Source organism: Helicobacter sp. NHP19-012, assembly GCF_019703325.1.
In the GTDB taxonomy this organism is placed as follows: Bacteria; Campylobacterota; Campylobacteria; order Campylobacterales; family Helicobacteraceae; genus Helicobacter; species Helicobacter gastrofelis.
This window is the reverse complement of record NZ_AP024820.1, coordinates 1-26,864: the sequence shown is the minus strand read 5'-3', so window position 1 is coordinate 26,864 and position 26,864 is coordinate 1. Positions and strand designations below refer to the sequence as shown.

The 26,864-nt window shown below is 41.9% G+C and carries 22 protein-coding genes and 5 pseudogenes; 16 read left to right on the top strand and 11 right to left on the bottom strand.

The annotated features are described in order from the left end of the window. The first annotated feature begins 189 nt into the window (after window positions 1-189). Window positions 190-1,011, top strand: coding sequence for a protein rep (locus K6J74_RS07945; protein WP_221272638.1), 822 nt, complete (start codon window positions 190-192; stop codon window positions 1,009-1,011). A 351-nt stretch (window positions 1,012-1,362) separates the two neighbouring features. Here K6J74_RS07945 and K6J74_RS07940 read toward each other — a convergent pair whose 3' ends face one another. The 3 genes and pseudogenes from K6J74_RS07940 to K6J74_RS07930 form a co-directional block, all read right to left on the bottom strand. Continuing rightward, on the bottom strand, window positions 1,363-1,884 hold the full coding sequence (locus K6J74_RS07940) for a tetratricopeptide repeat protein (protein WP_221272637.1): 522 nt from the start codon (window positions 1,882-1,884) through the stop codon (window positions 1,363-1,365). An 809-nt stretch (window positions 1,885-2,693) separates the two neighbouring features. Beyond that, window positions 2,694-3,083 (bottom strand): annotated as a pseudogene (locus K6J74_RS07935) (DNA adenine methylase); the annotation flags it as partial. A 291-nt stretch (window positions 3,084-3,374) separates the two neighbouring features. Further along, complete coding sequence (locus K6J74_RS07930; protein WP_260321751.1) at window positions 3,375-4,196, bottom strand: outer membrane protein; 822 nt, start codon at window positions 4,194-4,196, stop codon at window positions 3,375-3,377. 654 nt (window positions 4,197-4,850) lie between these two features. On the opposite strand from K6J74_RS07930, the pseudogene K6J74_RS07925 reads away from it, so the two are divergent. Then, window positions 4,851-5,536, top strand: a pseudogene (locus tag K6J74_RS07925) (aldo/keto reductase); the annotation flags it as partial. 297 nt (window positions 5,537-5,833) lie between these two features. Here K6J74_RS07925 and K6J74_RS07920 read toward each other — a convergent pair. The 4 genes and pseudogenes from K6J74_RS07920 to K6J74_RS07905 all read right to left on the bottom strand — a co-directional run bounded on the left by K6J74_RS07920 (window position 5,834) and on the right by K6J74_RS07905 (window position 9,260). After that, complete coding sequence (locus K6J74_RS07920; protein ID WP_221272670.1) at window positions 5,834-6,199, bottom strand: DUF779 domain-containing protein; 366 nt, start codon at window positions 6,197-6,199, stop codon at window positions 5,834-5,836. An 11-nt stretch (window positions 6,200-6,210) separates the two neighbouring features. Beyond that, window positions 6,211-7,716, bottom strand: coding sequence for an acetaldehyde dehydrogenase ExaC (gene exaC, locus K6J74_RS07915; RefSeq protein WP_221272669.1), 1,506 nt, complete (start codon window positions 7,714-7,716; stop codon window positions 6,211-6,213). A gap of 11 nt (window positions 7,717-7,727) precedes the next feature. Further along, window positions 7,728-8,769, bottom strand: a pseudogene (adhP, locus tag K6J74_RS07910) (alcohol dehydrogenase AdhP). A gap of 209 nt (window positions 8,770-8,978) precedes the next feature. Next, window positions 8,979-9,260 carry a hypothetical protein gene (locus K6J74_RS07905; protein WP_221272668.1) on the bottom strand — a complete coding sequence of 94 codons (282 nt, stop codon included), beginning with the start codon at window positions 9,258-9,260 and terminating at the stop codon, window positions 8,979-8,981. Window positions 9,261-9,588: 328 nt separating this feature from the next. Here K6J74_RS07905 and K6J74_RS07900 point away from each other — a divergent pair, with 328 nt between their 5' ends. Then, entirely contained in the window at window positions 9,589-10,104 is a 516-nt protein-coding gene (locus tag K6J74_RS07900) for a hypothetical protein (protein ID WP_221272667.1), read from the top strand. A gap of 54 nt (window positions 10,105-10,158) precedes the next feature. Further along, entirely contained in the window at window positions 10,159-10,923 is a 765-nt protein-coding gene (locus K6J74_RS07895) for a hypothetical protein (protein ID WP_221272666.1), read from the top strand. A 389-nt stretch (window positions 10,924-11,312) separates the two neighbouring features. Here the strand turns inward: K6J74_RS07895 and K6J74_RS07890 are convergent, their stop codons facing one another. Then, window positions 11,313-12,008 (bottom strand): MerR family transcriptional regulator, encoded by a 696-nt coding sequence (locus tag K6J74_RS07890; RefSeq protein ID WP_221272665.1) that lies wholly within the window; start codon window positions 12,006-12,008, stop codon window positions 11,313-11,315. A gap of 530 nt (window positions 12,009-12,538) precedes the next feature. Between K6J74_RS07890 and K6J74_RS07885 the strand changes: the two genes are divergently transcribed. The 7 genes and pseudogenes from K6J74_RS07885 to K6J74_RS07855 form a co-directional block, all read left to right on the top strand. Further along, the gene (locus K6J74_RS07885) at window positions 12,539-13,117 is read left to right on the top strand and encodes a hypothetical protein (RefSeq protein WP_221272664.1); all 579 of its coding nucleotides are present in this window, start codon (window positions 12,539-12,541) and stop codon (window positions 13,115-13,117) included. 122 nt (window positions 13,118-13,239) lie between these two features. Then, entirely contained in the window at window positions 13,240-14,703 is a 1,464-nt protein-coding gene (locus tag K6J74_RS07880) for a replication initiation protein (RefSeq protein ID WP_221272663.1), read from the top strand. A 256-nt stretch (window positions 14,704-14,959) separates the two neighbouring features. Beyond that, entirely contained in the window at window positions 14,960-16,360 is a 1,401-nt protein-coding gene (locus K6J74_RS07875; RefSeq protein WP_221272662.1) for a coiled-coil domain-containing protein, read from the top strand. 17 nt (window positions 16,361-16,377) lie between these two features. Beyond that, the gene (locus tag K6J74_RS07870; protein ID WP_221272661.1) at window positions 16,378-16,560 is read left to right on the top strand and encodes a hypothetical protein; all 183 of its coding nucleotides are present in this window, start codon (window positions 16,378-16,380) and stop codon (window positions 16,558-16,560) included. Between the two features lie 699 nt (window positions 16,561-17,259). Next, a complete protein-coding gene (locus tag K6J74_RS07865) occupies window positions 17,260-17,595 on the top strand; it encodes a type II toxin-antitoxin system death-on-curing family toxin (RefSeq protein ID WP_347709919.1) in 336 nt (111 codons plus the stop codon). Window positions 17,596-17,652: 57 nt separating this feature from the next. Beyond that, window positions 17,653-18,360: a Fic family protein gene (locus K6J74_RS07860; protein ID WP_221272660.1), complete on the top strand. Its 708-nt coding sequence runs from the start codon at window positions 17,653-17,655 to the stop codon at window positions 18,358-18,360. A gap of 345 nt (window positions 18,361-18,705) precedes the next feature. Further along, window positions 18,706-19,013: pseudogene (locus K6J74_RS07855) on the top strand (Fic family protein); the annotation flags it as partial. Window positions 19,014-19,033: 20 nt separating this feature from the next. Here K6J74_RS07855 and K6J74_RS07850 read toward each other — a convergent pair. Next, entirely contained in the window at window positions 19,034-19,255 is a 222-nt protein-coding gene (locus K6J74_RS07850) for a type II toxin-antitoxin system HicB family antitoxin (protein WP_221272659.1), read from the bottom strand. A gap of 188 nt (window positions 19,256-19,443) precedes the next feature. Here K6J74_RS07850 and K6J74_RS07845 point away from each other — a divergent pair. The 5 genes and pseudogenes from K6J74_RS07845 to K6J74_RS07830 all read left to right on the top strand — a co-directional run bounded on the left by K6J74_RS07845 (window position 19,444) and on the right by K6J74_RS07830 (window position 25,697). Further along, a pseudogene (locus tag K6J74_RS07845) lies at window positions 19,444-21,350 on the top strand (type I restriction-modification system subunit M). Further along, complete coding sequence (locus tag K6J74_RS07840; RefSeq protein WP_221272658.1) at window positions 21,350-22,648, top strand: restriction endonuclease subunit S; 1,299 nt, start codon at window positions 21,350-21,352, stop codon at window positions 22,646-22,648. Before K6J74_RS07845 ends, K6J74_RS07840 begins: the two are co-directional and overlap by 1 nt. Next, entirely contained in the window at window positions 22,620-23,909 is a 1,290-nt protein-coding gene (locus tag K6J74_RS07835; protein ID WP_260321748.1) for a type I restriction endonuclease, read from the top strand. The genes K6J74_RS07840 and K6J74_RS07835 overlap by 29 nt, the downstream gene beginning before the upstream one ends. A gap of 14 nt (window positions 23,910-23,923) precedes the next feature. Beyond that, the gene (locus tag K6J74_RS08820) at window positions 23,924-25,504 is read left to right on the top strand and encodes a type I restriction enzyme subunit R domain-containing protein (protein WP_260321747.1); all 1,581 of its coding nucleotides are present in this window, start codon (window positions 23,924-23,926) and stop codon (window positions 25,502-25,504) included. Further along, window positions 25,497-25,697 carry a hypothetical protein gene (locus tag K6J74_RS07830; protein WP_221272657.1) on the top strand — a complete coding sequence of 67 codons (201 nt, stop codon included), beginning with the start codon at window positions 25,497-25,499 and terminating at the stop codon, window positions 25,695-25,697. Before K6J74_RS08820 ends, K6J74_RS07830 begins: the two co-directional genes overlap by 8 nt. A 125-nt stretch (window positions 25,698-25,822) precedes the next feature. Here K6J74_RS07830 and K6J74_RS07825 read toward each other — a convergent pair whose 3' ends face one another. Beyond that, on the bottom strand, window positions 25,823-25,960 hold the full coding sequence (locus K6J74_RS07825; protein ID WP_221272656.1) for a hypothetical protein: 138 nt from the start codon (window positions 25,958-25,960) through the stop codon (window positions 25,823-25,825). A gap of 610 nt (window positions 25,961-26,570) precedes the next feature. Then, window positions 26,571-26,726 carry a hypothetical protein gene (locus tag K6J74_RS07820; RefSeq protein ID WP_221272655.1) on the bottom strand — a complete coding sequence of 52 codons (156 nt, stop codon included), beginning with the start codon at window positions 26,724-26,726 and terminating at the stop codon, window positions 26,571-26,573. Window positions 26,727-26,864 lie beyond the last annotated feature (138 nt).

Genomic DNA, 26,864 nt, shown 5'->3' with positions numbered 1-26,864 from the left:
AGCACCGCATTGCCTAGCGATGACAGCATTTAGGCTAGTTTTGTGTGGATTAGCCCCCAAATCTTTGGGCTAGACAAGTAAGCCCGATCAAGCGATAGCCATCTTCTATTATTTAAATGTTTAGGCATGCAAACCAAAAAAATAATTTTTAATATGGATTTAGATAGATTTAGATTCAAGGAGATTTTCATGCCTAAAGAAGTGCATTGTGGTGCTTGTGATGATGATGATCGAGCTTTTCAGCTCTTTCGCAATAGAGATACTACTGAGACTCAACAAGAATTTATGCGCACTGGTTTCTGTGGTGAGCGCTGGTGTCCCGTATGTTTGTGGCGCAAAGTGACTCGTTTGATGATGGAAACCATCAGTATTCTAAATCAAATACAACACGACCATAAAGTGGTGTATATTTTTCTTACTCTGACGATGAAGAATGCGAGTATGGACAAATTGAGAGCTTCCATTGAGCATTTATCTCAATCATGGGATAGACTAACTCAAACTCCGCAATGGAAAGACAATATTTTAGGCTTTGTCCGCATCACTAGGTTTCTAGGTAACAAGATTTTTGCTCAAAAGTGTAATCCTCATTACCATTGTATTTTAGTTGTGTCCCCTAACTACTTTTCACATGGCTACATTAAACAAGCTGAGTGGGTGCAAATGTGGCATGAGGCTTTATGTGTAGATTATAATCCCATTGTGTTTGTGCAATCTGTTAAAAGCAACTTAGAATCTGTTTTGCTTCATTGTATGAAACCTACTAAGGTAACTAGACTCAACCAAGAGAGTTTTAGTATCTTAGACAATCAAGTAAGGGGTATTCGTCAATATAATAAGGGCGGATTAGTTGAACAATATAAACCACTTGTGTCTGATAATCTTGACTCTAGCCTATGGGAAAAAATTGAGAATGGATTTTATGAATGGTATGATGAAACTTATTTATTGAAGGTTAGAGATGTTATAGGCTATTTATCTAAGCACTTACAGCCTCCACGGCGTATTTGAGCGGTGCGCTATGTGTAAGCTTGCGAACTTTTGGAGATACGGGGCGCGCTATGCACTATAAACCTATAGCGTAGACTGCGCAAGTTCCGTTGTTATAGTGCGCTCTATGGGTTAAGTAAACCCAAACCCAAAAAAGTATGTGCGCCATGTATTCTGCGGTCAATCAGTGGTGAAGTGTCCACCCGCTAAAGACGAGTGGGATTTCTGCCAATAAGATCAAAACGCTTATGAGTTTTAACATGGCGTTCTAACGCTCCATGGCTCGCAGAGCTTTCATGGCATTTTCGTTGCCAAAATCTACAGCTTTTCGCAGAAAAGTTTTAGCCTTACCTAATCCCCGTTTCTTGTAGATCATGCCCATGTTATAGAGTGTTTGGGCAACAAGGTTTTGAGCATGGGGGCATTGGTAAATTCAGCTACTCTTAAATTTTTTACTTGAGCGTATCTAAAATAGATTAGAGGAATTGTAATTATGGTGAAAGCAGTGAGACCGCCAAAGATGATTAGTCCATATCCTCTACCTCCATTGTAGGAAATAATTTTTTTATAGAATTTTAGTGCTTTGCCCATGCTTTGTGTTACACCAAGCCCTTTTTCATATATCTGTGCTAAACCAAAGAAAGCTACAGAAACAGGTAGAGAGTACTCTCTTTGATTTCCTTTGTATTTTCTCAATACAGACTCAAAGTATTGTTTAGCTATTTTTCCATCTTGCCTAACCCCCTGCCCCCTCATATAAGCCATTCCTAAGAACACTTCCCCCAAGCTATCTCCCGATTCGTAGGCAGCATGAAAATTTTCAAAAGCTTTTTTAAACTGCCCTTGGCTTCTAGCCTCTAATCCTGCTTGCACAAGTGAGCTGACTTGTTCCACTTGTGGTATGATCCATATGCTTTTAAGGGCATAAAAGCAGTCAATACTAAAATTAACACCAAGCTAATGCTATTCTTGATACGCAACAACAACTTCAACTCCTTGTACTTAGAAATTAAAATCCAAAATTCCAAATTATACACCGCTAGAGGTCATGTTAGGATAAATAGAGCCATGAAAAGATGAGTTCGCACATGTTAGGGTGATGCTTGAAAGATCAAAAGGGAATAAAAATACTGACAGTGGAGTTTGAGGGCAAAAAACCTATGGGTAGGCCCTAGAAAGCTCGCACAAGAAGTAGTTACAGCCACTTAAGTAAAAAAGAGAACAAAGAAAATAAGAAACAGCACAGATCCCTAAGTCGCAACAACTATCCAAGAGAGAAGCAAACAAAGGGGCAAGCACACAAACAGAACAAGAGTTAGAATTAGACACTTCTAAGCCCCAAGAAACTAAAAACAAAGGGGCAGAAAGACTAAGAAGGACATATAGCAAACACACACTATCATCCAATATCCTAAGAGCCAAAGTGCTAGTGTGCTAAACTCCACACCACGAGACAACCCACCAACCCAAGGGGGAAAACCGCCACACAAGCTACTCCAAAATCTTGTGTGAAGCCCAAGAACCCCCTTAATCCTATGCTGCACCCTTCATATAGGGGACAGCCCATGTCACTCAATCTAAGGACTCTTGTTCCCTCACCGTCAAACACCTGCTTGAACCGCTTATACCACAATCTTACATCTCACAAAGGTGGATAATAGATAGTTAGAATAAAACAAAGTTTGATCTAGCCATTAAGCCAACTAAAGCACATAATTCGTAACCAACACTTCTTGACTCGGGGTTTTGTGCTTGGCTTGGTAGCTAGAATTGGCGTAGCTATGTTTTAGAGGGTGGATGTGCCACTTTTGCGCCTTGCACCACTCCAAGAGTAAATCATGTCCTGCCCCCTTATGCTCGAGCACATTAGAGAGCGCAAATCTAATGCCCTTGTAGCTAGTTCTCTCTAAAAAGCGCAATAAGTCTAACTCATCGCCTACAGACCAGCCTCCATTTTCGTTGTAACTCGCACAGCCCAAGAGATAGGGTGGATCAAGGTAGAGAAAATCCTTAGAGTTCAAGGCGTTTAGGTCCATCGCCCTAAAATCCATGCATAAAAAAGAACTTTCTTGTATTTTTTTATAAAAAAGCCTTAACTTGCGCCGAAGTTTGTCGTTAAAAGCTCTTTAAACGCTATGTTTGATTTACACTTTGCTTTACCTTACCTTCACAAAGACATGACTGCTCTATTTAGTTGTTTTTTACTCTCTCTTCAAAGACATGATTATCCCACAACCATAGACATTTCAAAACCAAAAATCTAATCCTCACTCCAAAACCCTCTCTTAGGGGTTTGGGGGCTCGCCCCCAAGAGCATAGACGCCAAGTATTAGCTTGGCTTACCGATTCAAATCAAGATTGTCGCTATCCACCACCAGCCATGCTTAAAAATTATAGACATAGTTGGCATAGATGGCCACATCGCGCCTAAAGGTGAGGTTTTTCCAAGTTCCCTCATTGCCCCATGGTCCCATCTCTGTGTATGCGATCTTAAAATACGGGTCGTCAATGGTGGGGATGCGCACACCCACTTCAAAGCCCTGATGTCTGGTGAAATTGGTTCTAAATCCAACATTGACGAGGAATTGCACAAAGGTGGGCGAGAACGAGGCTCTGGACACATTGCCGTCATTGGCACTCGTCAAGTTACCATAATAGTCATTCATGCTCACACAATCACCGCTAGTCGCTCGTGTTTGACACACATCATTAGCCTTACCTGCCCCAAAAGTCCAACTGCTCCCTCCAACTGCCACGCCCACAAAGACCCCAAATTCACTTCTCTTATTGTGGTAGAAATTCCAAAGCGCATCTATACCCACACCATAGAAGAAATTCCCCGCGGGTCCTTGTGTGGAGTATTTATTCCCCGTTTTTTGCGAGAAACCTCCACCTTGTAGGCTAATGAGCCCATAGTAGCGTAGACCCCAATGTTTCTTTTTGCCAAAGAATTGTTTATAACCAACTTGGAGATCTACCCCAAAGAGATTCCCATCGTAAGGGGCTTTGCTAGAGGCTGGTATTCCAAGAAGTTCACGCTCTGCAGCACTTTTAGCGTATGCGTAAAAGCTTGCTATATGTTCGTTCCTATAGGTTTCTGCCTGCGGTTGGGTATCCCCCGATGCTACAAGAGTTTTTACATATTCTTGCTCGATCTCCTGTTGCTTCACCTGTATCAGCTCTTGCAATGCAACCGGTTTAACCACATGCGTGTCAAGACCTGAAAAATGGGAATACTCAAGACCACCCTCTACAAAGAACCCATTTTTTTCCCCACTAAGAGGCACCAAAGAGAGAAAAGCCAAGGCACCAACTCCAAAAAGGGAACACTTAAAGTTTAAAAACTGCTTGCTAGCTATCATCCTAGTAAAAAACCCTTTATAAAAAGAGTGAAAACAGCCACATCTTAGTAGGATTTTGCTTATTTTTCAAAGACTATCTCCATCACCACACAGACCCACTAAAAATACTTAACTTGGTATCAAAGTATCAAAGAAACAACCATACACAAAGTGTATCTAGCCTCGCGCCATAGGTGATTGCAAGAATATTAAAACTTTGTCCAATCTAAAATTTAGCCCCTACTTTCTTAGGACTAGCCGAGCAAAAACAAAAAGCACAAGATTAGTGTTTTAGTCGGTGTCTTTTACCTCTCGTTTGGCGTTTAGAGTTAGACAACGACATAAAAAAGCCATCCACACTAAACTAGCACAACCCCCATATCCCCACGCAGCAGTAAAACACTAACACCCGTTTTCTACTCCACACTAAAAATCATCTAGACCGTTGCCTATGCTTATACCTTTAAACACTAAGTGGTAGGCTTTATCGTGTGAAATACTTTAAAACAAGGAGAAAACATGACACATAAGCAATTAGGACACTTTCAAGTCAGCCTTTTGGCTTTGGGCTGTATGGGCATGAGTTTTGGCTATGGTGAAGTGCATGACAAAAAAGAAATGACTAAACTCATACATAAAGCCTTTGAGTTTGGCATTAACTTTTTTGACACAGCTTAAGGTTATGGGGCTTACAACGAGGAGCTCTTAGGCGAAGCCATTAAACTCTTTAGGGACAAGGTTGTCATTGCAAGCAAATTCAGGATTTATAAGGATGAAGAAGGGGGTGGGCTTTAAAAACCGACTCCAGCCCTACCAACATACGCCAAGCCCTAGAGGGGAGTTTAAAACGCCTAGGCATAGAATGTTTGGATTTGTATTATCAGCACCGCATGGATACCAACACACCCATAGAAGAAGTTGCCCACACAATGCAAGAGCTCATTAAAGAGGGCAAAATCAAAGCGTGGGGGATGAGCGAGGCTTTGTGAGGCACATAACATTACCTATGTTGCCTTTTCACCTCTAGGCAAGGGCTTTTTAGGGGGCAAATTTGCCAAAAACACCACTTTTTTAAAGAGGACTTTAGAAATATCGTACCCAAGTTTAGCCCAGAAAACCTAGCCCAAAACTACACCCTAGTGGAGTTGGTGCAAGACATGGCCAAAGCCAAAAACGCCACCCCCGCCCAAATTGCTTTATCGTGGTTTTATCTCGGGGAGAGATAGCCCCAAAAATTAGCCGAAAAACGGGTAAATAAGAGCTTAACCTAAGCGGCGCAGCTAGCTAGTGACTCATTGGGGGTCTTTGCTCCCTTTGGGAGTATAAAAGGTTTTTATACCCCCACAGCACTTGAGTAACAAACCACTAAGGAATCTATGGGTATCCCCTCAATGGCAACCATCTAGCTCTATAAGTGAGATGCTCTACAAGCTTCGTTTTTGATTAGTTTTTTTGCGGGGAAAAAATCCTATGAATCGCATCAATTGTTTTTGACCTCAGGTTTACACCTGTCTTTGTAATTCCTCTAGCTCCTCAGGGCTAAACAAACGACTTTGGAGTTCAAAGCTTTTGCCCATGCCATATTCCAAAGAAAATTCACTGCCATCGATGGGCTTAACACTTAAAATAAGCTGTGTGTGTTTTTGGTATTCATACTGCTTTTTGTGCATATAAAACTCCACTCCCCCTACGCACCCCAAACAGATGTCATTATCGCCTAATTTAAAATCAGATCGATCATAAACATAGACAATGCTCCCATCACAGCAACCGCAAGACTGATAAAAGATGAAATCCGGATGCAAAGCCTTGAGCTCTTGGATGAGTTTAGCCGCCTCAGGTGTTAAAACAACCTTTGCTACCTCCACTCAATCCCCCACTAAAAAAACCCTAGTTTATGGGTGCTGTAACTCACCAAAATATTTTTGGTCTGCTGATAGTGATCTAAAATGATCTTATGGGTTTCGCGCCCAATGCCACTTTGTTTATAACCCCCAAAGGCAGCATGTGCAGGGTAGGCGTGGTAACAATTAGTCCACACCCGCCCGGCTTTAATGGCGCGTCCAAAATGATAGGCGCGGTTAATGTCGCGCGTCCACACACCCGCTCCTAAGCCGAACATGGTGTCATTGGCGATCTCTAAGGCCTCTTTTTCGTCTTTAAAAGTGGTGAGAGCGAGCACGGGACCAAAGATTTCTTCTTGGAAGATACGCATCTTATTATGTCCTTTGTAGATTGTGGGTTGGATATAACACCCATTCTCCAAGCCCTTGATGTGGTTTTTACCCCCACCAATAAGGCACTCTGCACCCTCTTCTTTAGCCACCTGCATGTAATTCAAGATGGTATTAACTTGGTTTTCATCCACCTGTGCGCCCATCATTGTTTCTACATCCAGCGGATTACCCACCTTGATGGCTTTCACACGCTCTAAGACCTTTTGCATGAACGAGTCATAAATTTTTTCATGCACCAATGCCCTTGAAGGACAAGTGCACACTTCGCCTTGATTGAAGGCAAAGAGGACTAATCCCTCTATGGCTTTATCCAAAAAGGTATCCTCGTGATCGCAAATATCGGGGAAGAAAATATTAGGACTTTTGCCCCCCAACTCTAAAGTGCAAGGGATGATATTTTCCGTAGCAAATTGCATGATCTGCCGTCCTACAGCCGTTGAACCGGTGAAAGCCACCTTGGAAATCAAGGGGCTTGTGGCTAGGTGCTTGCCAATCTTAGCACCACTGCCATTGACAATATTGACCACTCCTGGGGGTAAGAGATCGCCGATGATTTCAAAGAGAACCAAGATGCTAGCCGGCGTTGGCGATGCGGGCTTGATCACCACAGCATTGCCCGCAGCTAAAGCCGGTGCTAGTTTCCAAGCTGCCATGAGAATGGGGAAGTTCCAAGGGATGATCTGCCCGACCACGCCCAGGGGCTCGTGGAAATGGTAGGCAACCAAATCCTCACTAATATCGCCAATGCTCCCCTCTTGTGCGCGGATACAGCCGGCAAAATAGCGGAAGTGATCGACAGCTAAAGGAATGTCCGCATTGAGTGTTTCTCGAATGGGCTTGCCATTGTCCCAAGTCTCAGCATAGGCAATTTTCTCTAAATTAGCTTCTATGCGATCGGCAATCTTTAGCAGAATGTTGGAGCGTGCCTCAACAGAAGTGGCTGCCCAAGTGTCTTTAGCCTTGTGTGCGCTCGCCAATGCCTTATCAACATCAGCAGAGCTGGATAAAGGCACTTCACAGAGAACCTCGCCATTGATAGGACTTTTATTGGCATGGTAGTGCCCTTCAATGGGTTTGACCCACTCCCCCCCAATATAATTTTCATAACGGGGCTTAAAAATCTGTCGGCTGTCTTTATAAATGCTCATGCGTCCCCCTTTCAATGACTAAAATCAAGCACCATGCGCCCATCAATCGCTCCCTTTTTCATCTGTTCAAAGATAGCGTTGATGTCCTCCAACTTAGCCGGGCGCAACATGGGCTTTAACCTTTTGATCCTCAGCAAAATTGATCGCCTCTTGCAAATCTAGGCGCGTGCCCACAATCGACCCGCGCAAGGTGACCCCGTTTAAGATCAGGTTGAAGATATTGACCGGAAATTCCCCTGGGGGCAAGCCATTCATCGCCACAGTTCCGCCTCGGCGCACAAACCCCAACGCTTGTTTAAATGCAACCGGGTGCACAGCAGTGACCAAAACCCCGTGTGTCCCCCCATCGGTTTCTTTCACAATTTTATCAATCGTGCCTTGTTCGCCCAACTCTTTTGCGTTAGCCACCACACTCGCACCATAATGTTTAGCTAACTTTAATTTATCCTCCGATACATCCACCGCGGCTACATTCAAACCCATCGCCTTCGCATACTGCACGGCTAAATGCCCTAGCCCACCAATGCCAGAGATGGTAACCCATTGTCCGGGCTTGGCTTCTGTCATTTTAAGCCCCTTATACACCGTAACGCCCGCACAGAGAATAGGTGCAATGTTTAAGAAGTTTGTATCTTTTTTAAGCACGCCGACATAATTGGCATCGGCTAGCGCATATTCGGCATACCCACCATTGACAGAATAACCTCCATTTTCTTGATGCTCACAGAGTGTTTCCCAACCAGCCATGCAGTGATCGCAGTGCCCACATGCACTATAAAGCCAAGGAATCCCTACGGCATCACCTTCCTTGATATGCTTAACACCCTTGCCTACTTCTACTACATATCCTACACCCTCATGTCCGGGAATCAAGGGGAGCTTAGGTTTAACAGGCCAATCGCCCTCTACAGCATGCAAATCCGTGTGGCACACCCCACATGCTTCAATTTTAACCAGCACCTCCCCTTCATGCACTTTAGGAACATCCACTTCTTCCACGGAGAGCGGACTCCCAAACTCTCTAGCTACAGCCGCCTTCATTTTCTTAGCCATGATCTCTCCTTCAAATTTGTTTGTCTAATCTCAATGCCAAACACATCAAGCCCGTTTAGGACAAGGGAACTTTAGTTGAAAAGGTTAATGGTTTGGTAAAAGATTTTTAGAGTATTGCAAAGTCAGGTTAGAACAGTTACAAAAATACACGATTTAGTATCGTAACGAACCCTATTGATATTGTTTCTGAGTCCCTCATAATGTGAAATTTAAGAACGCTGTGAAAAATTACTGGACCAAAGTTGAAATGTTAAAAATATTGTTTTCCCTGAAAAGTCCAAAGCGTGATTTAATTTAAAGTTTTGATAGGAAATCCATCTATCCTTGGCAAGTGGTTGATGTAATTCACAAATAATCCCCTCCTCTAACGCGTTCTCATTAAAGGCTTTTGTACAAAGTAGTTCGAATAAGACATTGATATTTGCTTTAAAAGCCCTCCACACATCTTCCACAACTGCTTTCAACCCTAAACCATATTCGATACTCTCCACTAACTTTTCGCTCTACGACCTTTTAAAAGCGCTTTAAACACTATATTTTGTTTTATCACTTTGCGTTTTCTTACTTTTCAAAGACATGATTGCTCTGTTTGGTTGTTTTTTCAACTCTCTCCCAAAAAATACGAAAAACACGATTACCCAGTAGTCATAGATACTTCAAAACCAAAACTCCAATCCTCACTTCAAAACTCTCTCTTGGGGGTTTGGGGGCTTGCCCCCAAGAGCATAGATGCCCAAGCATTAGCTTGGCTTACCTTTAGTGTTTATAGGCGTTTTTGATTTTTTTGCGCTAAAAGCATTAAGAGAATTTGTAGAAAGAATGTTTGAGGTTAATAATAATGTGCTTACCCCCGCTTGCAAAGAACTCGCCTACACCCAAGACGAGATCAAAGAACACGCTGAAAAAATGCAGTTGCTAGATCAACGCATTTATAGTGCCATTCACTACAGAAAAATTAGAACAGGACGAGGGGGTAAAGTTACAGGCATTGTCTTTGAAGTCGCCCCTAATCCTAAGACTATCGCTGAGCAAGAGGCACGCAAAAATGCTCTAAAAGCTAGAGATTCTAAAAGCGCAGTGTTAGATGCCCTTATACAAGACCATAAAGAGAATAAAGCCTACCACCGCCACTTTAGTAAAGAGGATGTTAAGACCTTGAAGGGTTTAATCAACACACAAGGCAAGCTTCGGGTAGATAACCCAGAACATTTATTCAAGGCAGTGCGACTCGTAGACATCTACCCAGCCAAAACTAGAGAATGGATAGCGGGGCAATTTGAGATTTTAGGCAATGAAAAAAGAGATTTTGAGATGGCAGGGCACATTGCTCTATAGGGTAATGACAAATGGCAATACTTCAAAGCTACAAAAGAACGAGAAGGAAGGTTTGTGTATGTGTTTGAGAACATAGATCAGTTTTTAAAAGATTTTCAAAGGGGGTTAGACTCAGATACCACATTAAAGCTCGCCGCTCTTAAAGTCGAACAACAAGCCAAACAACAGCCACCTAAAGCAAACACACCCCAACAACCCCCCACCATCAATGCCACACAAAAAGCCCAAATCCAAAGTGCCCATGGCATGCTCGCTCCATTTTTTGAGAACAAGACACCACAGCACAACTTTACAGAAGTCAAGTTAGTGGATACCATTTTGTCCAAGACTAATACAGAAGTGATTGCCCTATTTGAGATTATTGGTGGCACGGAGAAAGACTTTTACAGAGCACAAGAACATAAAACCTACATTGAAAAATTTAAAAAAGATGGACAAGAATACTTTACACATGTGTTTTCAAACCCACAAGACTTTTTAGAAAACTTTGGCAATAATGCTAAACCCCCACACACCATAGGTGCAATCACACCAAAAGGCAAAGGCAAAAAAGGCACAACCCACACTTTCAACACCGCACAATTAATCACTTACATCAAAAGCCCTAACACTAAAAGAGTGGGAGCCTTATTTAAACTCATTGAGCCTAGCCCAAAAGATTTAGAAAACGCCAAGCTTTACCAAGAAAAAATCTACATAGACTACTTTAAAAAATCTGTGCCCAAATGTGATGCTCCTGATTATTTTGTGTATGTGTTTGAGAGTATGCAAGAGTTGCAGAAGTGGATAGAGAAATATAGCCAAGAGGCTACTGCCTAAATAGCTCATAGCTACTTTACACTGCTCACCCTTGTGTAGTGAGAACCTCCACTACACCTAGTAAATATCTTTTAAGCCCCCACGGCGTTTGAGTGGCAAACTACCTAGTAATAGCCCGTGTGGCGGTTTGTGAAATAAAAATTACTAGGTTAATTTGCAAACTTACTCAATAAGCAAACTTACTCAATAAGCCCACACGGGGCACGGCTAACGCCTTTATCGGGTAAAGTTTGCCCTGCGAGGCTATGAGAAAATTTATTGCCAAATACGAGAAGCTTTTGAAAAAGTTTTAGCCCCTACGGCGACTGAATGACAAAAATTACAAAGCGAGCTTATGAACTCCCACCTTTCCAGTCAGATTCAGCCAGATAAAATTACGGATAATTTGCCTATTTTTGGCGATTTTTAAATCGTTTGACTTCGTCTTCTGTGTAATAGATTTCTCCATCTATCTCACACCATCTCGGTCCCTTGCCTTCTTTTCTCCATTGTCTAAGTGTATCTATACTGACTTTTAGCTCTCTAGCACATCCGTGTTCTCCAAAACCACCTTTTATTGGCTCATGCTCTACGGTATATTGCTTTAGCAACTCTAAAGGATATAAATAGACTGTGCCGAAGTTAATGTATGTAGGCCCAGTTCCATCTCTACGCCAAGCATGTAACTGCCCTACACTGACATCTAGCTCTAATGCAGCTTCTTTTACACTGAGATAGTGAGATATTTTATCATCATCAATGCCTTTTTCCAAGAGGCATCTTCTTAATGATTCTTTTTCAAAATAATGTCTAGATCCTTCAAGTTTTTTAACATTAGCCCACTGTGGTTCTGAAGTTAGCGATTTCAACATCGTACTACGATTGACTTTGCCGAATTTGCCAGGACGAGAATTTGCATTTCTAGTAGATAGATCATCCAAAGTGTAATATTTATCTTTATCAAATCTATTGATACAGAGCTGTGGATTGTCTCTTTTAAATTCTTCGAGCTTGTACATGGGGTAAAGGTATTTTCTATTACCTTTGCCCTTACCACCCAGTAAAAGAAAAGCAGGACCTTTTTTTTCCTTACGCCAACCAATCATAGTGCTTATATTTACCCCCAAAAAATCAGCAGCATGGCTAGTGTCTAATAAACGTTTATCATAGACGGGTTGTTGTCGTTATTATTATAATGATTATTATGATAATTATTTTTTTGATTTCTTTTCAATTCCATACATTTTCCCTTCTATCAATTGACTAAATTGATATATTTTGTGATTAGAATATACTACATAATTTTTTAAAGTTTTCTTAAGTTATTTAAAAATTTTGTTTAGAACATATCAAAATAGAAATATTTTCATATTATATATTTATATAATTATTTTTATTTGTGGTTGGTTATTTTAATTTTGTTGTAGTTAAGAAATAGATTGTATGATATAATCACAGACCATTAAAAACACAAGGAGCTGATATGGCTAAAGAATTAAATTTGGAGATGACATAAAACACCCAAGAAAATCTGTTTTCAGCCAAACGACTAGATGGGTATGCCAACCTAGCAGAACATGAGGCTAACTTTGCGCTCATTGGGCGCATAAGCCACAAAATCGGCATTTTAGAAGTGGTGATCCGCAACCAAATAGACTCGGTGCTATTAGAACAAGTGGGGGCGTGGTGGCAACATTTGCCCAAAAGCATCCAAATCAATGGCGATTTGGCACACCAAGATGGCTTGATCTCCAAACAGAGCATGGGTTTTTGGCTTAAAGTGGTGGAGCATTTTAAAATCTACGACAAGGTGTTTGCTTTAGATTTTTTAGACCACCTAGATTTTAAGAGGTACTTCCACAAGAACAGAAACCGTTTTGGCACTAAAACAAATTTGGCACACCGCAAAAACGCCCATCTCAAACGCCATGAAAAAGCGGACTTGCTTTTGCAACTCTTACGCACGCTAAGAAATCGGGCGTTTCACTTTGAAAACCTTTACAAATACACCCCCAAGGGCGACCCTAGACTCAATGCCAAAATCCTAGAGGACAAACACACAGCCTACCCTACCCCAGCCAAACAAACCTTAAAACCCCAAGAGCTGTATATCGCCTTACAACCTGATAAGATCGCGTTATTTTTAGAGGATTTGTTAGGGAGTTTTGCACCTGAGCTTGTGAGTTATGCAAATGGTGGAAAAAGATTCACCTAGCAATGGCGGTTGTTCTAACTCAAAAACACTGAAAAGCCCCAATTACGGTGTTAGTCACGGTGCTGAAGTGGCGGAGAAGGCCCGCCTAGAAATGACAAGTACTCTAGCATTTTTATGTTAAAATGTCAAGTCTGCTAAATGCTGTTGAACCTTCAACCCCACAAACCAATAACCCCACCCACCATTACAGAAACCCCCCACAAGACCAACCCACAGCACAAGACCAACCCATAACAGCCGAAGTCATCACACAAAATACCCCCACAATCCCCACAGAGATCGCTGAAAAGTACGTAACCTTTCACAACGATGTTAATTCCGTTTCTCTAGGCAATTTAGGGGCATTAGAAGCCAATTTGCTCTTTGCCATCTTCAACAAACTCAAAGACAAAGAGGATGAGACCCTAGTATTTGAAGCAGAAGACATTAGAGCGATGATAGGGATTAAGACCAAAGTCAGCCTTGAAAACCTCTCTAAGATCGTTGAAAAATTTTGGAAAAACATTAAAGCTGCTAGCTTTTGGGCACTCTATCCTTATGCTAAAGAGAACATTATGCTCTTTAGAAAGTTGCGGATCAACTACCACGACACCAAAAAAACCCAAGTTAAGAGCATGGAAATCCAAGTGAATACACCTTACTTTGGCTACTTGCTTAACTACCTCCATGGCAACTTCACCTACTTTGAGCTCTTGGAGTTTCAAAATATCAGCGGTAAATACGCTAAGACCCTTTATAGACTTCTCAAGCAATGGAAAAGTACAGGCGTACCCCCTAAAATGGAGTGGGGTAAGTTTAGAGAGTTAATGGGGATTTCTAGTAGTTACACAATAGGCGAACTCGAAATGCAAATTCTCAAACCAGCTGCCCAAGAGCTCCAAAAGCTCCCACACTTTGAGAACCTTTGCTATAAAAAGATAAAGACCAAAGGCATGGGTAACCGCATCACCCATATCCAATTCTACTTTGAGCCCATCACCAAGACCAGCAAGGACAGAGAACAAGCTAAAAGAGATATAAGAACCATTGCATGGAAAATTAGAAGTGAAAAGGCAGTGAAACAGCTCAAACACTCTATGGAGCAAGCAAAACAAACCAAACTAGACAAAGACATGCAAGAAGTCATAGATATGGCTTTTTACAAACCCCAAGACCCTAGTGTCGTTCTTGTGGTTGATGGCATACAGCCTGCCAAGGATGGCTATGAAATCTTAGTGAAATACTACAGAGAGGGCAAAGAGTTTCAAGCAAAGAGTGCTGTGTTGGCTAACAAAGAAACTTTCTTAACAGCTATGACAAAGGGAGGCTACCAAATTGTGGAATCGCAAGCACAGCAGCTACACACCCCTAAGCAACCCCAAGCCACAAGCTCTAACAACGATTTGACAGAATACATTGGGCGCAATCTTTACATGAACAACAATGGCATCTCTGCTAGTCTTAAGATCACAGACATTGCACACATAGAGAATGGCAAAGTTAGAGTAGACATTAAAGACATAGACAAACCCCGTAAGACTTTAAATCCCTTTATCTTGGATAATGTCAAACACTTTAAAAGCTGGTTTAAGAAGTATAAAGAGTGAGAGGTTTTTGCCCCATTATCATTTGCATTTTAAGCCCCCACGGCGATTGAGTGGCAAATTATGCAAAGGAGCTTGCGACTGAACCCCCGTAAGGGGTGTTGCATAATTTGCAAACTATGCGACCCCCATACGGGGGTTTCGTTCGCAAGCTCACCGCCTAGTTTGCCCTTGCAGGGGGCTTAGAGAAAATGCCTTAGCATTTTATTTGTGCTAGACTAACTATATGACCAAAAGCATTAGGAGGCATAGGGGCTAAATGGGTAACATTGCGTCAATCAATTTCAAGCCTACAAACAATATTCAGTTAAAACACAATGACCGAACAACACCGCCTACATATTTACTAGCCAAAGAGCTAGGCTATGGCTGTGAGTGCAATAGGAATTGTGATGATGCCTTAGCATTAAGAGATGAGCTTGTAGCCAAAGCCAAAGAGCGATATAAGCAAGCCTTTAATCAGCCCTTTAAATCCACACGCAACCTTTGGAGTGCTGTCGTCAATATCAAGCCCACGACTACCATGCAAGACCTAGAAAGGCTTGCTAGGCACTTCAAAAAAGAATATGGCTTTCAATGCTACCAAATCGCCATACATAGAGATGAAGGGCATATAGACGAAGAGGGCAATGTCGTTATCAATCACCATGCGCACATGGAGTTTGTTATGCTTGACGAACATACGGGCAAAAATGTTTTTCGCACTATAAGACCTAGACACCTTAGACAGATCCAAAGCGAAGTGGCTACAATCTTAGGTATGCAAAGAGGCGTGGATAACCGCAAAAGCGGTGTGAAACGCATTGAGCCTAGAGCCTATGCAAAGCTCATGGAAAAGAATAAAGTCGAGCGCAAAGAGCTTAAGGATAAATATCAAAGTGAGAAAGACAAGAAAAATAGAAATCACCAAATTATCCAAAGAACTTATGATGGCCTTATTGATCTCTTAAAATTAAATGATGACGATCTCATTAAGAATGAAAGCCTGAAAGGACTTAGCTATATTGAAAAGATGGACGCTAGAACAAAGGCTGATCTTGAAATCATTGTGGATAGAATCAATGCCCTTAAGCAAGAAAAGCTAGAGGCAGAAAAGGCTTTAGCAGAGCTCATAGACAATGCGCCAAAAGGAAAGAAAACCCACACCCTTATTGAGGGCGCACGCAAGATTTGGGCTAAACTCAATAAGGGTTTAAAAGAAGTCAATCTTAGTGAATTTGAGGCTGCCGATTATAAAGCCTTGCGTGAGTTAAAGAAAGAGGGGCTTAGTATTGAGAGCTTAAAAGCACGCATTACAGAGCTTGAAAATTTGGCAGAGGCACGCTTACAAGAAAAGATAGAGCTTACAGAGGCAAAAGACAAATTAAGTGCCGAGCTTAAAAACTTGCAAACCGATCATGGTGTTACCCTTGCGAACATGAACCTTTTAAAGTTTGATAAACAAATTCTAGAAAAGCGTGTTAATGATTTTGCAGAGGAAAAGTATAACCTAAGCAGAGGCTATAAGAAAGAGCTTGAAGGCATAGAAAACGAATATAAGGACACTATCCAAGGCTTGCAAACAATAAATAGCAAGCTGTCCAAGCGGATTACAGAGCTTGAAAAGAGAAAGCCTAAAGAAGTATATATATCACCGACAACACCGCCCTTAACACTTTAAAAGCTGGACATGAGCAAGTGATTAAGGACTTAAAAGAGAAACACCGCAAGGCTATCACTGATCTAAATAAAACTCATAACGATGAGCTTACCAGCATGCAAGAACAAATCAACAAGCTTAAACAAGCCCCACAAATGCAAGAAGTGCTAAAGCAAGAGGATATGCCCCCAAACCTTCACAAGCTGACTATGACGCTTTAAAAAGTCAATATGACGATGCGCAAGAAAATCTAAGACAAGCCCAAGAGAAAATCGATGACCTTGAATATGAAAACACTAAACTAAGCGATGCCATTATTGAGTTTGAAACTAAGCACGGCATCACAAGCGACTACCACAAATAAGCCCTTGCATTTTAACATACGCCATAAGTGCTATAAACGCTTGCGAAATACAAACCTTTAAGCGCAATTTATTCTATTGTTAAATCAGCGATAAATACATTTTTGAAACCTTGCTTAGGGTGATCACGCTGTCTTTAAAAAATGTGGATTTGATTGAAAAGATCAGTGCATGCGATTATAGGTAAGAAAAAATAAGCAAATGGGTGTTAGTAGTGGTGCCCCCAAAACTTCCATAGAGTGATATAATTACCGAAATATCTTGGAGATGAATATATGCCAAATTTAAAACATACACAAGTCGAAATGAAACAGCCATTACATGAAAAACAAATAGAAATAAGTGAAGAAAAGCGCGCGAAAATTGTGCAAGAAGCCCGTATTGCATGTCGAAAAAGACTCGAGGATCCGGACATTTTAGCGGTCTATAAAAGATTGGCAGACAAAATAGTTTGATTTATATCAATATTGGTGAAGCCATTGATATACATAATGAGATATTGGAGCTGACGGGGGACTAAAAGGAATAAACCCTACTAGCATAGGTTACCTTGAGAGTGTGCTCGAACACATTAAGAATGATGATTACTACCCAACATTTGAGAGCAAAATGGCGCATCTTTTCTTTTCATGTGTCAAATTTCATCCATTTCCAGACGGCAATAAAAGAACAGCTGTTTATCTCTGTATGCATTTCTTTTTCATCAATGAGAAAGAAATAATAGATAAACTTGAAGAAAAATTGGAAAAACTTGTATTGGATGTTGCCGAAGACAAAATCTCAAAAGATGAATTAAGAACTATCTTTAAAAATTTTTCGGTCAAGGCAAACCAAAAATGTGAGGACATACACATAACACAACTGCTTACAAGCGATTGTGAAACAAGAGAGTAGCTTGAATAAGTCTATTCTCAATACCTCATTCTACCAAATTACTAAATTCTTAACAAAATGGCATACAAACTAAGCGACTTATCTTTACTCCAAAGGGAGCAACTTTTTAGAACCTTGCGTGTTACACTCACGCACCACAGCAACGCCATAGAGGGTTTAAGTTTGCAATTAGACGAAACTAAGCAGCTTTTAGAAAAAGGCTTAACCGCACCTAACAAACCCTTACACGAACAGCTCATTATTTTGGGGTTTGCTAATGCTTATGACTTAGTTGTGCGTGAGGCTAGCAACAAAGACACGCTTTTAACCATAGGTTTTATTAAAGATTTACACTATCTGTTGTTTAAGACCGCTTTAGACATAACCCCGCAATTTGTTTCTAAGCCCATCGGCACTTACCGCACCGCTGAAGTCATTGTGGCGGGTGCAAATTTTGCTCCCACTCCCCCCATTTTTATCGCCCAAAAGCTAGAAAACTTATTGTTTCAATATCTAAGTAATGCCCTTAACCTAACCCAAATTGCTGTGTTTCACGCCGAATACGAGCGTATCCATCCTTTCATTGATGGCAATGGGCGTACAGGTCGGTTGATTATGGCGTTTCAAGCTATCCAAAACGACTTAATCCCGCCCTTGATTGTAGATAGTCGGCGGGCGGAGTATTTGAGCTTTTTAGAAAGTTGTAAAGCAGAGGGTGATTGTGGCGGATTTGCTCGTTTTTTAGAAAGTTGCCAAGAGCAGAGCTTAGAACATGTAGAGCAATAAATGCCGAAATTAACAAGGAAATAAGCAATTTTAAATACCTGCCAAATAGGCAAGGCAGACCCGCAAAAGGCAAGCAAGCTAAAGGGAGTGGCGCAAATGTATTTGAGGACTTGTATAACCTTAACGATGACTTGCCAAAGATTTTGGAGCAAGTGAAACAAGAACAAGCCCAAAAAGGGAGTGGGGGTAAGCATATTTAGCATTGTATTTAATACTATTTGCAATATTTTTTATTTCATTTAATTTAATTTGAAATGTTTTTTATTGTTTAAAATGCGTGGGAGTTAATAGCAAAAAACACGAAACTTTGTTATAGCTAAAAAATGTCAAAAATAAAGGATTATTATGAACCTGGATGAACAAAGCCTAGAAAACGCTAAACAGCTCTTTGAAAACGGGGCAATTAACGACATAGAAGTCGGCACGATTAAGGGACTACAAGATATACATAAAGCCTTGTTTCAAGGATTGTATGCCTTTGCAGAACAAATAAGAACCAAAAATATCGCCAAAGACTATTTTAAATTTTGTTCGGCTCTATATCTCAATGAAGCCCTTAAAAAAATTGAAGCGATGCCCCAAACAACCTTGAAGAAATCATAGAAAAATATGTTGAAATGAATGTAGTACACCCATTTATGGAAGGCAATGGGCTACCGTAAGACATGACGATTCAGGCATTTAAAGCCACTTCAATAGGGACTATTACAAAATTTGTATTGGAGAGATGAGCTAACTCATCTGCCTCTAAGGTTTCTAAGTAAAGCTCGATCGCCTCTTTGATATTTGCCAGAGCTTCTTCATAACTTTCGCCCTGAGACACACAACCTTGCAAAGAAGGGACAAAAGCAAAATACCCATGTTCATCCTTTTCTATCACGGCATTTAAAAGCATGTCGCTCCCTTTGATTAAATTGCTTATGGTTTGTATCTATAGCACGTGTTTTTAATAACATATATTTTTAAATAAGATTAAAGTGAAAATTGATCATGGCCTAACATCTGTTAGCAGCACTTATGCTAAAATGCGCAACGATGAGGGATTAGGTTTTTCTACCCTTTATTTTAGACAGAGCGAGAGTTATGGACGGCAATCAGTTTCAGCCCATGGTGAATTTCATTTGGGGCATTGCGAATTTACTCAGGGATCACTATAAAAGGGGCAAGTACCGCGATGTGATTTTGCCCATGACCTTGATTCGGCGGCTAGATGCCATGCTAGAACCTACCAAAGCCAAGGTTTTGGCGTGCAAAGAAAAACATAAGAATTTAAGCCCAGATGGTTTAGCCACCCCCTTGTGCCATGCCAGTGGGTTTAAGTTTTACAACGATTCTAACTTCACCCTTAAGGTACTTTTAGATGAGCCCTCAATCATTAAAGCTAATTTCTTAAACTACCTAGATGGCTTTAGCCCGAATATTAGGGACATTTTGGAGAAGTTTAAATTTAAAGATCAGCTAGACACCTTAGAAAAGAGCGGTATTTTATACCCCCTCGTGCAAGAGTTTTGCAGTCAAAAGGTGAATTTCTCCATCAACGACAAGAAAGACGAAAAAGGCAGGGTGATCCAAAAAGGCTTAAGCAATTTGGGGATGGGCTATGTCTTTGAAGAGTTGATCCGCAAATTCAATGAGGAGAACAACGAGGAGGCGGGTGAGCACTTCACCCCAAGGGAGGTGATACGCTTGATGGCAGAACTTGTCTTTAGACCCGTGCAAGAGCAAATCAAAAGCGGATTTTTCACCATTTACGACAACGCCTGCGGGAGCGGGGGGATGCTTACCGAGTCTAAAGCCTTCCTTCAAGAGGAGTTGCAATCTAAGGCAACCTTTGAATTGTGCGGGCAAGAGGTCAGCCCCGACACCTACGCCCTTTGCAAGGCAGATATGCTCATCAAGGGCGAGAACCCAGAGAATATTAAATTCGGCTCCACTCTCAAAGAGAACGAAGATGGATTTTTAAAGGGGGACATCACAAAATTTGATTTTATGCTTACCAATCCGCCCTTTGGCAAGGCGTGGAGGAGCGAGCAAGAGGATGCCAAGAAGGATGTGCGCTTTAGTGTGGGGGTTACGGGAGCAAGGGATGGGCAAATGATGTTTTTGCTCAACATGCTAAGCAAGATGAAGGACACCCCCCAAGGCTCGCGCATCGCCTCCGTGCATAACTCCAGCCCCCTTTTTAACAATGACAGCGGGCAAGTGGCGATTCGAAGCCATATTTTACAAAACGACTATTTAGAAGCCGTGATCGCCCTACCCACCGATTTGTTTTACAACACGGGCATCCCCACTTTTATATGGATCCTTAGCAACCGCAAACCCGAGCATAAAAAAGGCAAAGTCCAGCTCATCGATGCCACAAGCTTTTTTGAGCCCATGGCAAAATCTCTAGGCAAAAAGCGCAACCGCTTAAACCAGGAACACATCAACCAGATTGTAAGGCTTTTTTAGAACAACCCCACGACCCGCACAGCGTGCTTTTAGACAATGCCGACTTGGGTTATCAAAAATTTAGAGTCTTTTCTTTAAAACCCAGCCAAGAACTCTTTAAAGAGGAGAGCTTTCAAGCGCTTGAGAACAAAGGGGAGATTTTAGAAAAACTGCAAGAATTAGAAGGCACCCCTAAAAATCTAGAGCCCATCTACAAAGGAGCTAAGGAGTTTTTAGAGGCTTTGGATATGCCCATGCCCAAGATTAAAGATGAAAAGGGCAAGCAAAAGCCCGCCCCAAATGTCCTTTTTGGCAAACAAGAGGAGAAAATCCCCCTTAAAGAAAACATCAAAGCCCATTTTCTTAGCAGCATCTGGCCTCGCACCCCTTTAAGCTTTATTGAAGAGGACAGCGTGAAAGTGGGTTATGAGATTTTATTCAACCAGTATTTTAAAACCACCACCAAAAGCCAAAACACCAAGGCACTGAAAACCCAAATCCGCGCCCTAGAAGTGGAGATCACCGCCCTTTTAGACGATATTTTTAAGGTGGGGTGATGGAGGGGCTAGAGAACTTACCAGCGGGGTGGGAGGTGGTCGAGCTTGGTAAGATTGGGACTTTTGCACGGGGCTCGGGACTAGTGAAGGCGGATTTACAGGCAGAGGGCGTGGGAGCGATTCATTACGGGCAAATTCACACTTATTACAACACCCACACCGCCCAAACTAAAAGCTTTGTCAGCTCTAAGCTAGCCAAGACGCTTAAAAGGGCAGGGCGAGGCGATTTAATCATTACGGGCGTGAGTGAGGACATTGAGGGGGTTTTAAAAGCGGTGGCTTACTTGGGTGAAGCGGATATTTGCATTAGTGGGGACATCTTCGCCTTTTCCCACAAGCAAGACCCGATTTTTATCGCCTATGTTTTCCAAAGTGCCTATTTCATGCGCCTTAAAGCAAAATATGCCAGTGGAGTTAAGGTTTTGCGTGTCAAGCTTGAAAACTTGCGTAATTTTCAAATCCCCCTCCCTCCACTAGCCGAGCAACACGCCATCGCAGCGTTTTTAGACGAGAAAATCTCTAAGCTCGATGCCTTGATTGCCAAGAAAACACAGCTCTTAGAGCACCTTAAAGACTATAAACACGCCCTCATTAGCGAGGTAGCGACTAAGGGGCTAGACCCCAATGCCCGCATGAAGCCTAGCGGTTTAGACTGGCTAGGGGAGGTGCCTGAGGGTTGGGAGGTGGTGCGGCTAGATAGCCTTTTTGGTACCCGAAACGAAACAAACAGGGATAAAGCCATTACCCAAATTTTGTCCCTAGTTAAAGATATGGGCGTTTTACCCTATGAACAAAAGGGCAACATTGGCAACAAGGCTAAAAAGGATATATCACAATACAGAATCGTAAGGCGTGGGGATTTAGTCTTTAACAAAATGAACGCCGTCATTGGCTCTTTGGGCTTTTCGCAATACGAGGGGCTAGTTAGCCCGATTTACCTAGTTTTATTCGCCAAAGATAAACGCCTAACCTTCATAAAGTATTATGCCTACTTGTTTGGGAACAAGGCATTACAAAGCAGTCTAAGCCAATATGCTACAGGCATTATGAAAATTAGAGAAAGCATAGACTATACAATCTTTAAAGGCATGCCTTTGCCCCTCCCCCCTCTAGCCGAGCAACACACCATCACCGCCTTTTTAGATAAAAAGACCAGGCAACTAGAGTGCCTCAGTGCCAAACTACAAACCCAAATCCAAGCCCTTAAAGACTATAAAAGTGCCCTCATCAGCGAAGCGGTGCTTGGACTTATCCCCCTAAAGGACACCCATGAAAAGATACACAGAAGAAGACCTTGAAACCCTCATAGAAGGACATTTGCTAAAGAGCGGTTATACCAAAGGCGACCCTAAAGCCTATGATAAAGAATTTTGTTTGGATGTGGGCTTGTTATGGGAGTTTTTAGAGCGAACGCAAAATAAAGCCCTAGAGGCGTTGCGCCAAAGGGACCAAGATTTTAAAAAAAACCTGCTACACCGCTTAAGACAGCAAATTGAAGAAAAAGGCATGCTAAAAGTGCTTAAGGATGGGGTGGAGCATTTGGGGATCAATTTTAAGCTTGCCTACCCCAAACCCAAAACCCAAAAGAACCCAGACACTTTAAAAAACTACCAAAACAATGTTTTTTCTGTAGTGCGCCAGCTGCATTACAGCCAGCACAACCAAAACTCCATAGATTTGGTGATCTTTTTAAACGGCTTGCCCCTTTTCACCTTAGAACTCAAACACTCTTTAAACAGGCAAAATGCCCAACACGCCCTAAAACAATACCAACAAGACAGAAACCCCCAAGAACCCCTACTCAAACACGCCCTAGCCCACTTCGCCCTAGATGAAAGTTTCGTCTATCTCACCACAAAACTAGAGAAGACCGACACCCGTTTTATCTCCTTTAATAAGGGCTTAAACGATGGGAGTGGGATGGTGGGGCTAGAGTGCGGGGCGGGCAATCCCCCAAACCCACAGGGGCTCAAAAGCGCGTATTTGTGGGAGCAAATCCTGCAAAAAGACCAAGTTTTAAATCTCATTTTCAACTTCTTACAACTTGTGGATGAGGGTGTGATCTTCCCCCGTTACCACCAACTCAGTGCCGTGCAAAGGCTGTGCAAGGCTGTGCAAAATGAAGGCGTGGGGAAGCGTTACTTGATCCAGCACAGCGCAGGTAGCGGTAAGAGCAACACCATTACATGGCTGTCTTACGCGTTAATCGGGCTTAGTGTCAATGAAAAACCCTTGTTTGATAGCGTTTTGGTGATCACGGATCGGATCGTTTTAGACAAACAATTACAAAAGAACATCCAAAGCTTTTTCACCATCAGGGGGGTTGTAGAGACAATCACAGAGGGCAGCCGCCAGCTTAAGGATGCGTTGGCGGAGGGCAAGAAGGTGATCATCGCCACGATCCAAAAGTTCTCCCATATTTTAGAGGAATTGCCCAGCCTTGCCCATCAAAAATTTGCCATCATCATAGACGAGGCGCACTCCAGCCAAGGGGGGGCGTATGGCGATGCCGTCAAAAAGCCACAGGTGCGCCCATACAAGAGGAGCAAGAGACGCTAGACCCCGATGAATATTTGTTACAAACCATTAAATCCAAACAATTTAATGAAAATGCCTCTTATTTCGCCTTCAGTGCCACGCCCAAACCAGAAACCCTAGAACTTTTTGGGATAAAAACAAGTGGGGAGCAGTTCATTCCTTTCCATTTGTATTCCATGAAACAAGCCATTGAAGAAGGCTTTATTTTGGATGTTTTAAAATCTTACACCACCTACACATTCTACGCCGATTTGGTGGCCAAAGTCCCAGACGATCCACTCTATGAGAGAGATCCCGCCTTTAAAAGGCTTAAAATCTATGTCAAAGAGCACCCTAAAAGCATTGAAGAAAAAACAAAGGCGATGCTCGCCCATTTTTACACCACCACACACAGCAAAATTGGGGGCAAGGCTAAGGCGATGGTTGTTACGAGCTCACGCCGAGTCGCTGTGCGCTATTTTAAAGCCTTTCGGGCACAACTCGCCCAAGAAAAACGCCCCCATAAGGTCTTGGTTGCCTTCTCAGGAGAAGTTGAGGGCGAGAGTGAGGCGAGTTTGAATGGCTTTAGCGAGAGCCAAACCCCTAAAACTTTTGAAAAGGATGCATACCGCTTTTTGATCGTGGCAGACAAATACCAAACAGGCTTTGACCAGCCTTTGTTACACACGATGTATGTAGATAAGGCTTTAAGTGGTGTGGCGTGCGTACAGACGCTTTCACGCTTGAATCGTATCCACAAAGATAAAAAGGACACCTGTGTTTTAGACTTTGCCAACGACACTGAAAAAATCAAAAAAGCCTTTGAGCCTTATTGCAAACAAACCTTGCTCGCCGAGCCAAGCGACCCCAATAAACTCCATGACCTCAAAAGCCATTTAGACAGCTATGGGGTGTATGTCAGAGAGGAGGTTGAAAACTTTTATCTGGCCATCTTTAACCAAGCCCCCTTGCCCCAAATCCACGCCATGCTAGATGTAATAGTCGCGCATTATAACACCTTAGACCCAAATAAACAACAGGAGTTTTACAGCAAGGCAAAAACTTACCTCAAAAACTACGCCTTTTTAGTGCAAATTTTACGCTATCAAGATGTGTCCTTAGAAAAACTTTTTAGGTTGCTCCAAGAACTCATTAAGAAACTAGCCCCATTTAGAGAGGATTTTGATGAGGACATCACTAGAGCCGTAGAGCTTGAGGATTACCGCTTGCAAATCGCGCAACAAGATGTGAGTATTGCCCTTAAGGGGCAGTCAGAGTTATACCCCTCAAAAGCCGATGGCTCTAGCCACACCCCACAAAGCGAGCTAGAAAAGCTTTCAGAGATTTTAGAGGAATTTAGTAAAGCGCACGGAATCCCCTTAGGCGAACAAGCTTCTAAAGCCCTAAAAGACACCCTAGATCGTATGCGTGCCGATTCCAATTTCATGGAAAATTTCAACAACTCTGATCAAGACAATCAATGGATGGGTTTTAACAAACGATTTAAGGATGAATCGCTTAACTTGCTTGAGAACAACGAACAACTTTATAACGAATTAACAAAAAATAAAGATTTTGAAGACCTGATTCGGCGCAAACTCTTTGAAATTTTAGCAAGAGGAGTACAGAATGGCTGAAAAAGGCTCTAAAGAGTGGATTGAACAATATAACAAAGAAGTAGATGCTTATAACGAATGCCATAAATCCAAATGGAGCAGAAAGCATAGACAAGAGTACTTGCGTATGCACTTTGGCATGCCTTATGGGCGTGTTGTCTATTGGTGGGACGGGGCTTATTGGTGCGATGGAGAGTATTTAGGTAGAGATTAGGGTGCCATTTACAAACCATTCACTTCCACTGCCTACAACCCCTCGCAGTTATCACCTCTAGTTGTAGAATACTCGTTGGTTATGTAAGTCCAGTTACCCTAGCTTACAAGCCCGCCCAAAGACCGCTAAAAAACCATCGTCATCTCTAAAAGGTGTGGCAATTTGGTGCGGTCTGTAACTTTGAGAACACGCATTAAACCCTCAAAGACACGACTAGCTAAGATGTGGTAACGCAAACCCCTAAAACTGTGTTTGAATTCCAACCCCTAACTTTGCACTTTATGACCATTTTAAGCCATTTAAACGCTATATCTGCTCAGTGTTTCGCTTACTCTTTTTTTTCAACAACTTCAAAAATAAGTATCATTGTTCCCCCCAACTGCAAGTATTCTAATATTCTAAACAAGTAACCTCATTACTATATTCAAAGCCCTAAGTAGAAGCTGTAAGTGTCTGGTCTCCAAAGGCCATTTTGGGCTATGTTTAGGTGCAGATTGTCTTCTATAATCTTATCCATTTATTTAAATGTCCTTTCTACTCACCTAGAAGCCCCTACAATCAACACAACACACTTAACCCATAGTTCTAACTCTTTAACTACTCTCAATGCTCTAGGGGCGTTTAAACGCAAAAGACACACATTCTAAGATTTTCTTTGGTTTTTGAAACAAAAATTTGGGTTCATTTGGGGTTTTTCTGTAAGGCATAGTGTTTGGACTTTCTGTCTATTTGCACTAATAGCGTTTTTAGAGCCATAGAGGGGTCTACAATCAACACTTTACCTCTAACCCATACCAAACCACCCTTTAACCCAAGAAAGCGTTCTATGGGTTTTAAAACGCCAATTCTCGTTTTAGAACTCCCCAAGTCATCTTACTGCAGGGGTGTTTTTTGGTATTCAAAACCCAAAGCCCTCTTTACTGCAATGGCATCATAAAGCCAAGAAAACAAACTAATCCTCATTTCAAAGCCCTCTCTTGGGGGTTTGGGGGCTTGGGGGCTTGCCCCCAAGAGCAATATAGATGTCAAACGTCAGCTTGGCTTATCTTAAATCCACTCAACCAATTTTTCAACAAATTTAAAAAAATTTTTTTTACAAGAGAAATATGTATCACGGGCAAGCGCACCCGCATAGTGATTTTTAAAAAATTAGTTTTTCAAATCTTT

Coding starts and splice junctions, on each gene's coding strand:
- K6J74_RS07945 (WP_221272638.1), top strand. CDS start 190: ATGCCTAAAGAAGTGCATTGTGGTGCTTGTGATGATGATGATCGAGCT.
- exaC (WP_221272669.1), bottom strand. CDS start 7,716: ATGAGCATTTATAAAGACAGCCGACAGATTTTTAAGCCCCGTTATGAA.
- K6J74_RS07900 (WP_221272667.1), top strand. CDS start 9,589: ATGTTTGAGGTTAATAATAATGTGCTTACCCCCGCTTGCAAAGAACTC.
- K6J74_RS07890 (WP_221272665.1), bottom strand. CDS start 12,008: ATGATTGGTTGGCGTAAGGAAAAAAAAGGTCCTGCTTTTCTTTTACTG.
- K6J74_RS07880 (WP_221272663.1), top strand. CDS start 13,240: ATGTCAAGTCTGCTAAATGCTGTTGAACCTTCAACCCCACAAACCAAT.
- K6J74_RS07875 (WP_221272662.1), top strand. CDS start 14,960: ATGGGTAACATTGCGTCAATCAATTTCAAGCCTACAAACAATATTCAG.
- K6J74_RS07860 (WP_221272660.1), top strand. CDS start 17,653: ATGGCATACAAACTAAGCGACTTATCTTTACTCCAAAGGGAGCAACTT.
- K6J74_RS07850 (WP_221272659.1), bottom strand. CDS start 19,255: ATGCTTTTAAATGCCGTGATAGAAAAGGATGAACATGGGTATTTTGCT.
- K6J74_RS07840 (WP_221272658.1), top strand. CDS start 21,350: ATGGAGGGGCTAGAGAACTTACCAGCGGGGTGGGAGGTGGTCGAGCTT.
- K6J74_RS07835 (WP_260321748.1), top strand. CDS start 22,620: ATGAAAAGATACACAGAAGAAGACCTTGAAACCCTCATAGAAGGACAT.
- K6J74_RS07830 (WP_221272657.1), top strand. CDS start 25,497: ATGGCTGAAAAAGGCTCTAAAGAGTGGATTGAACAATATAACAAAGAA.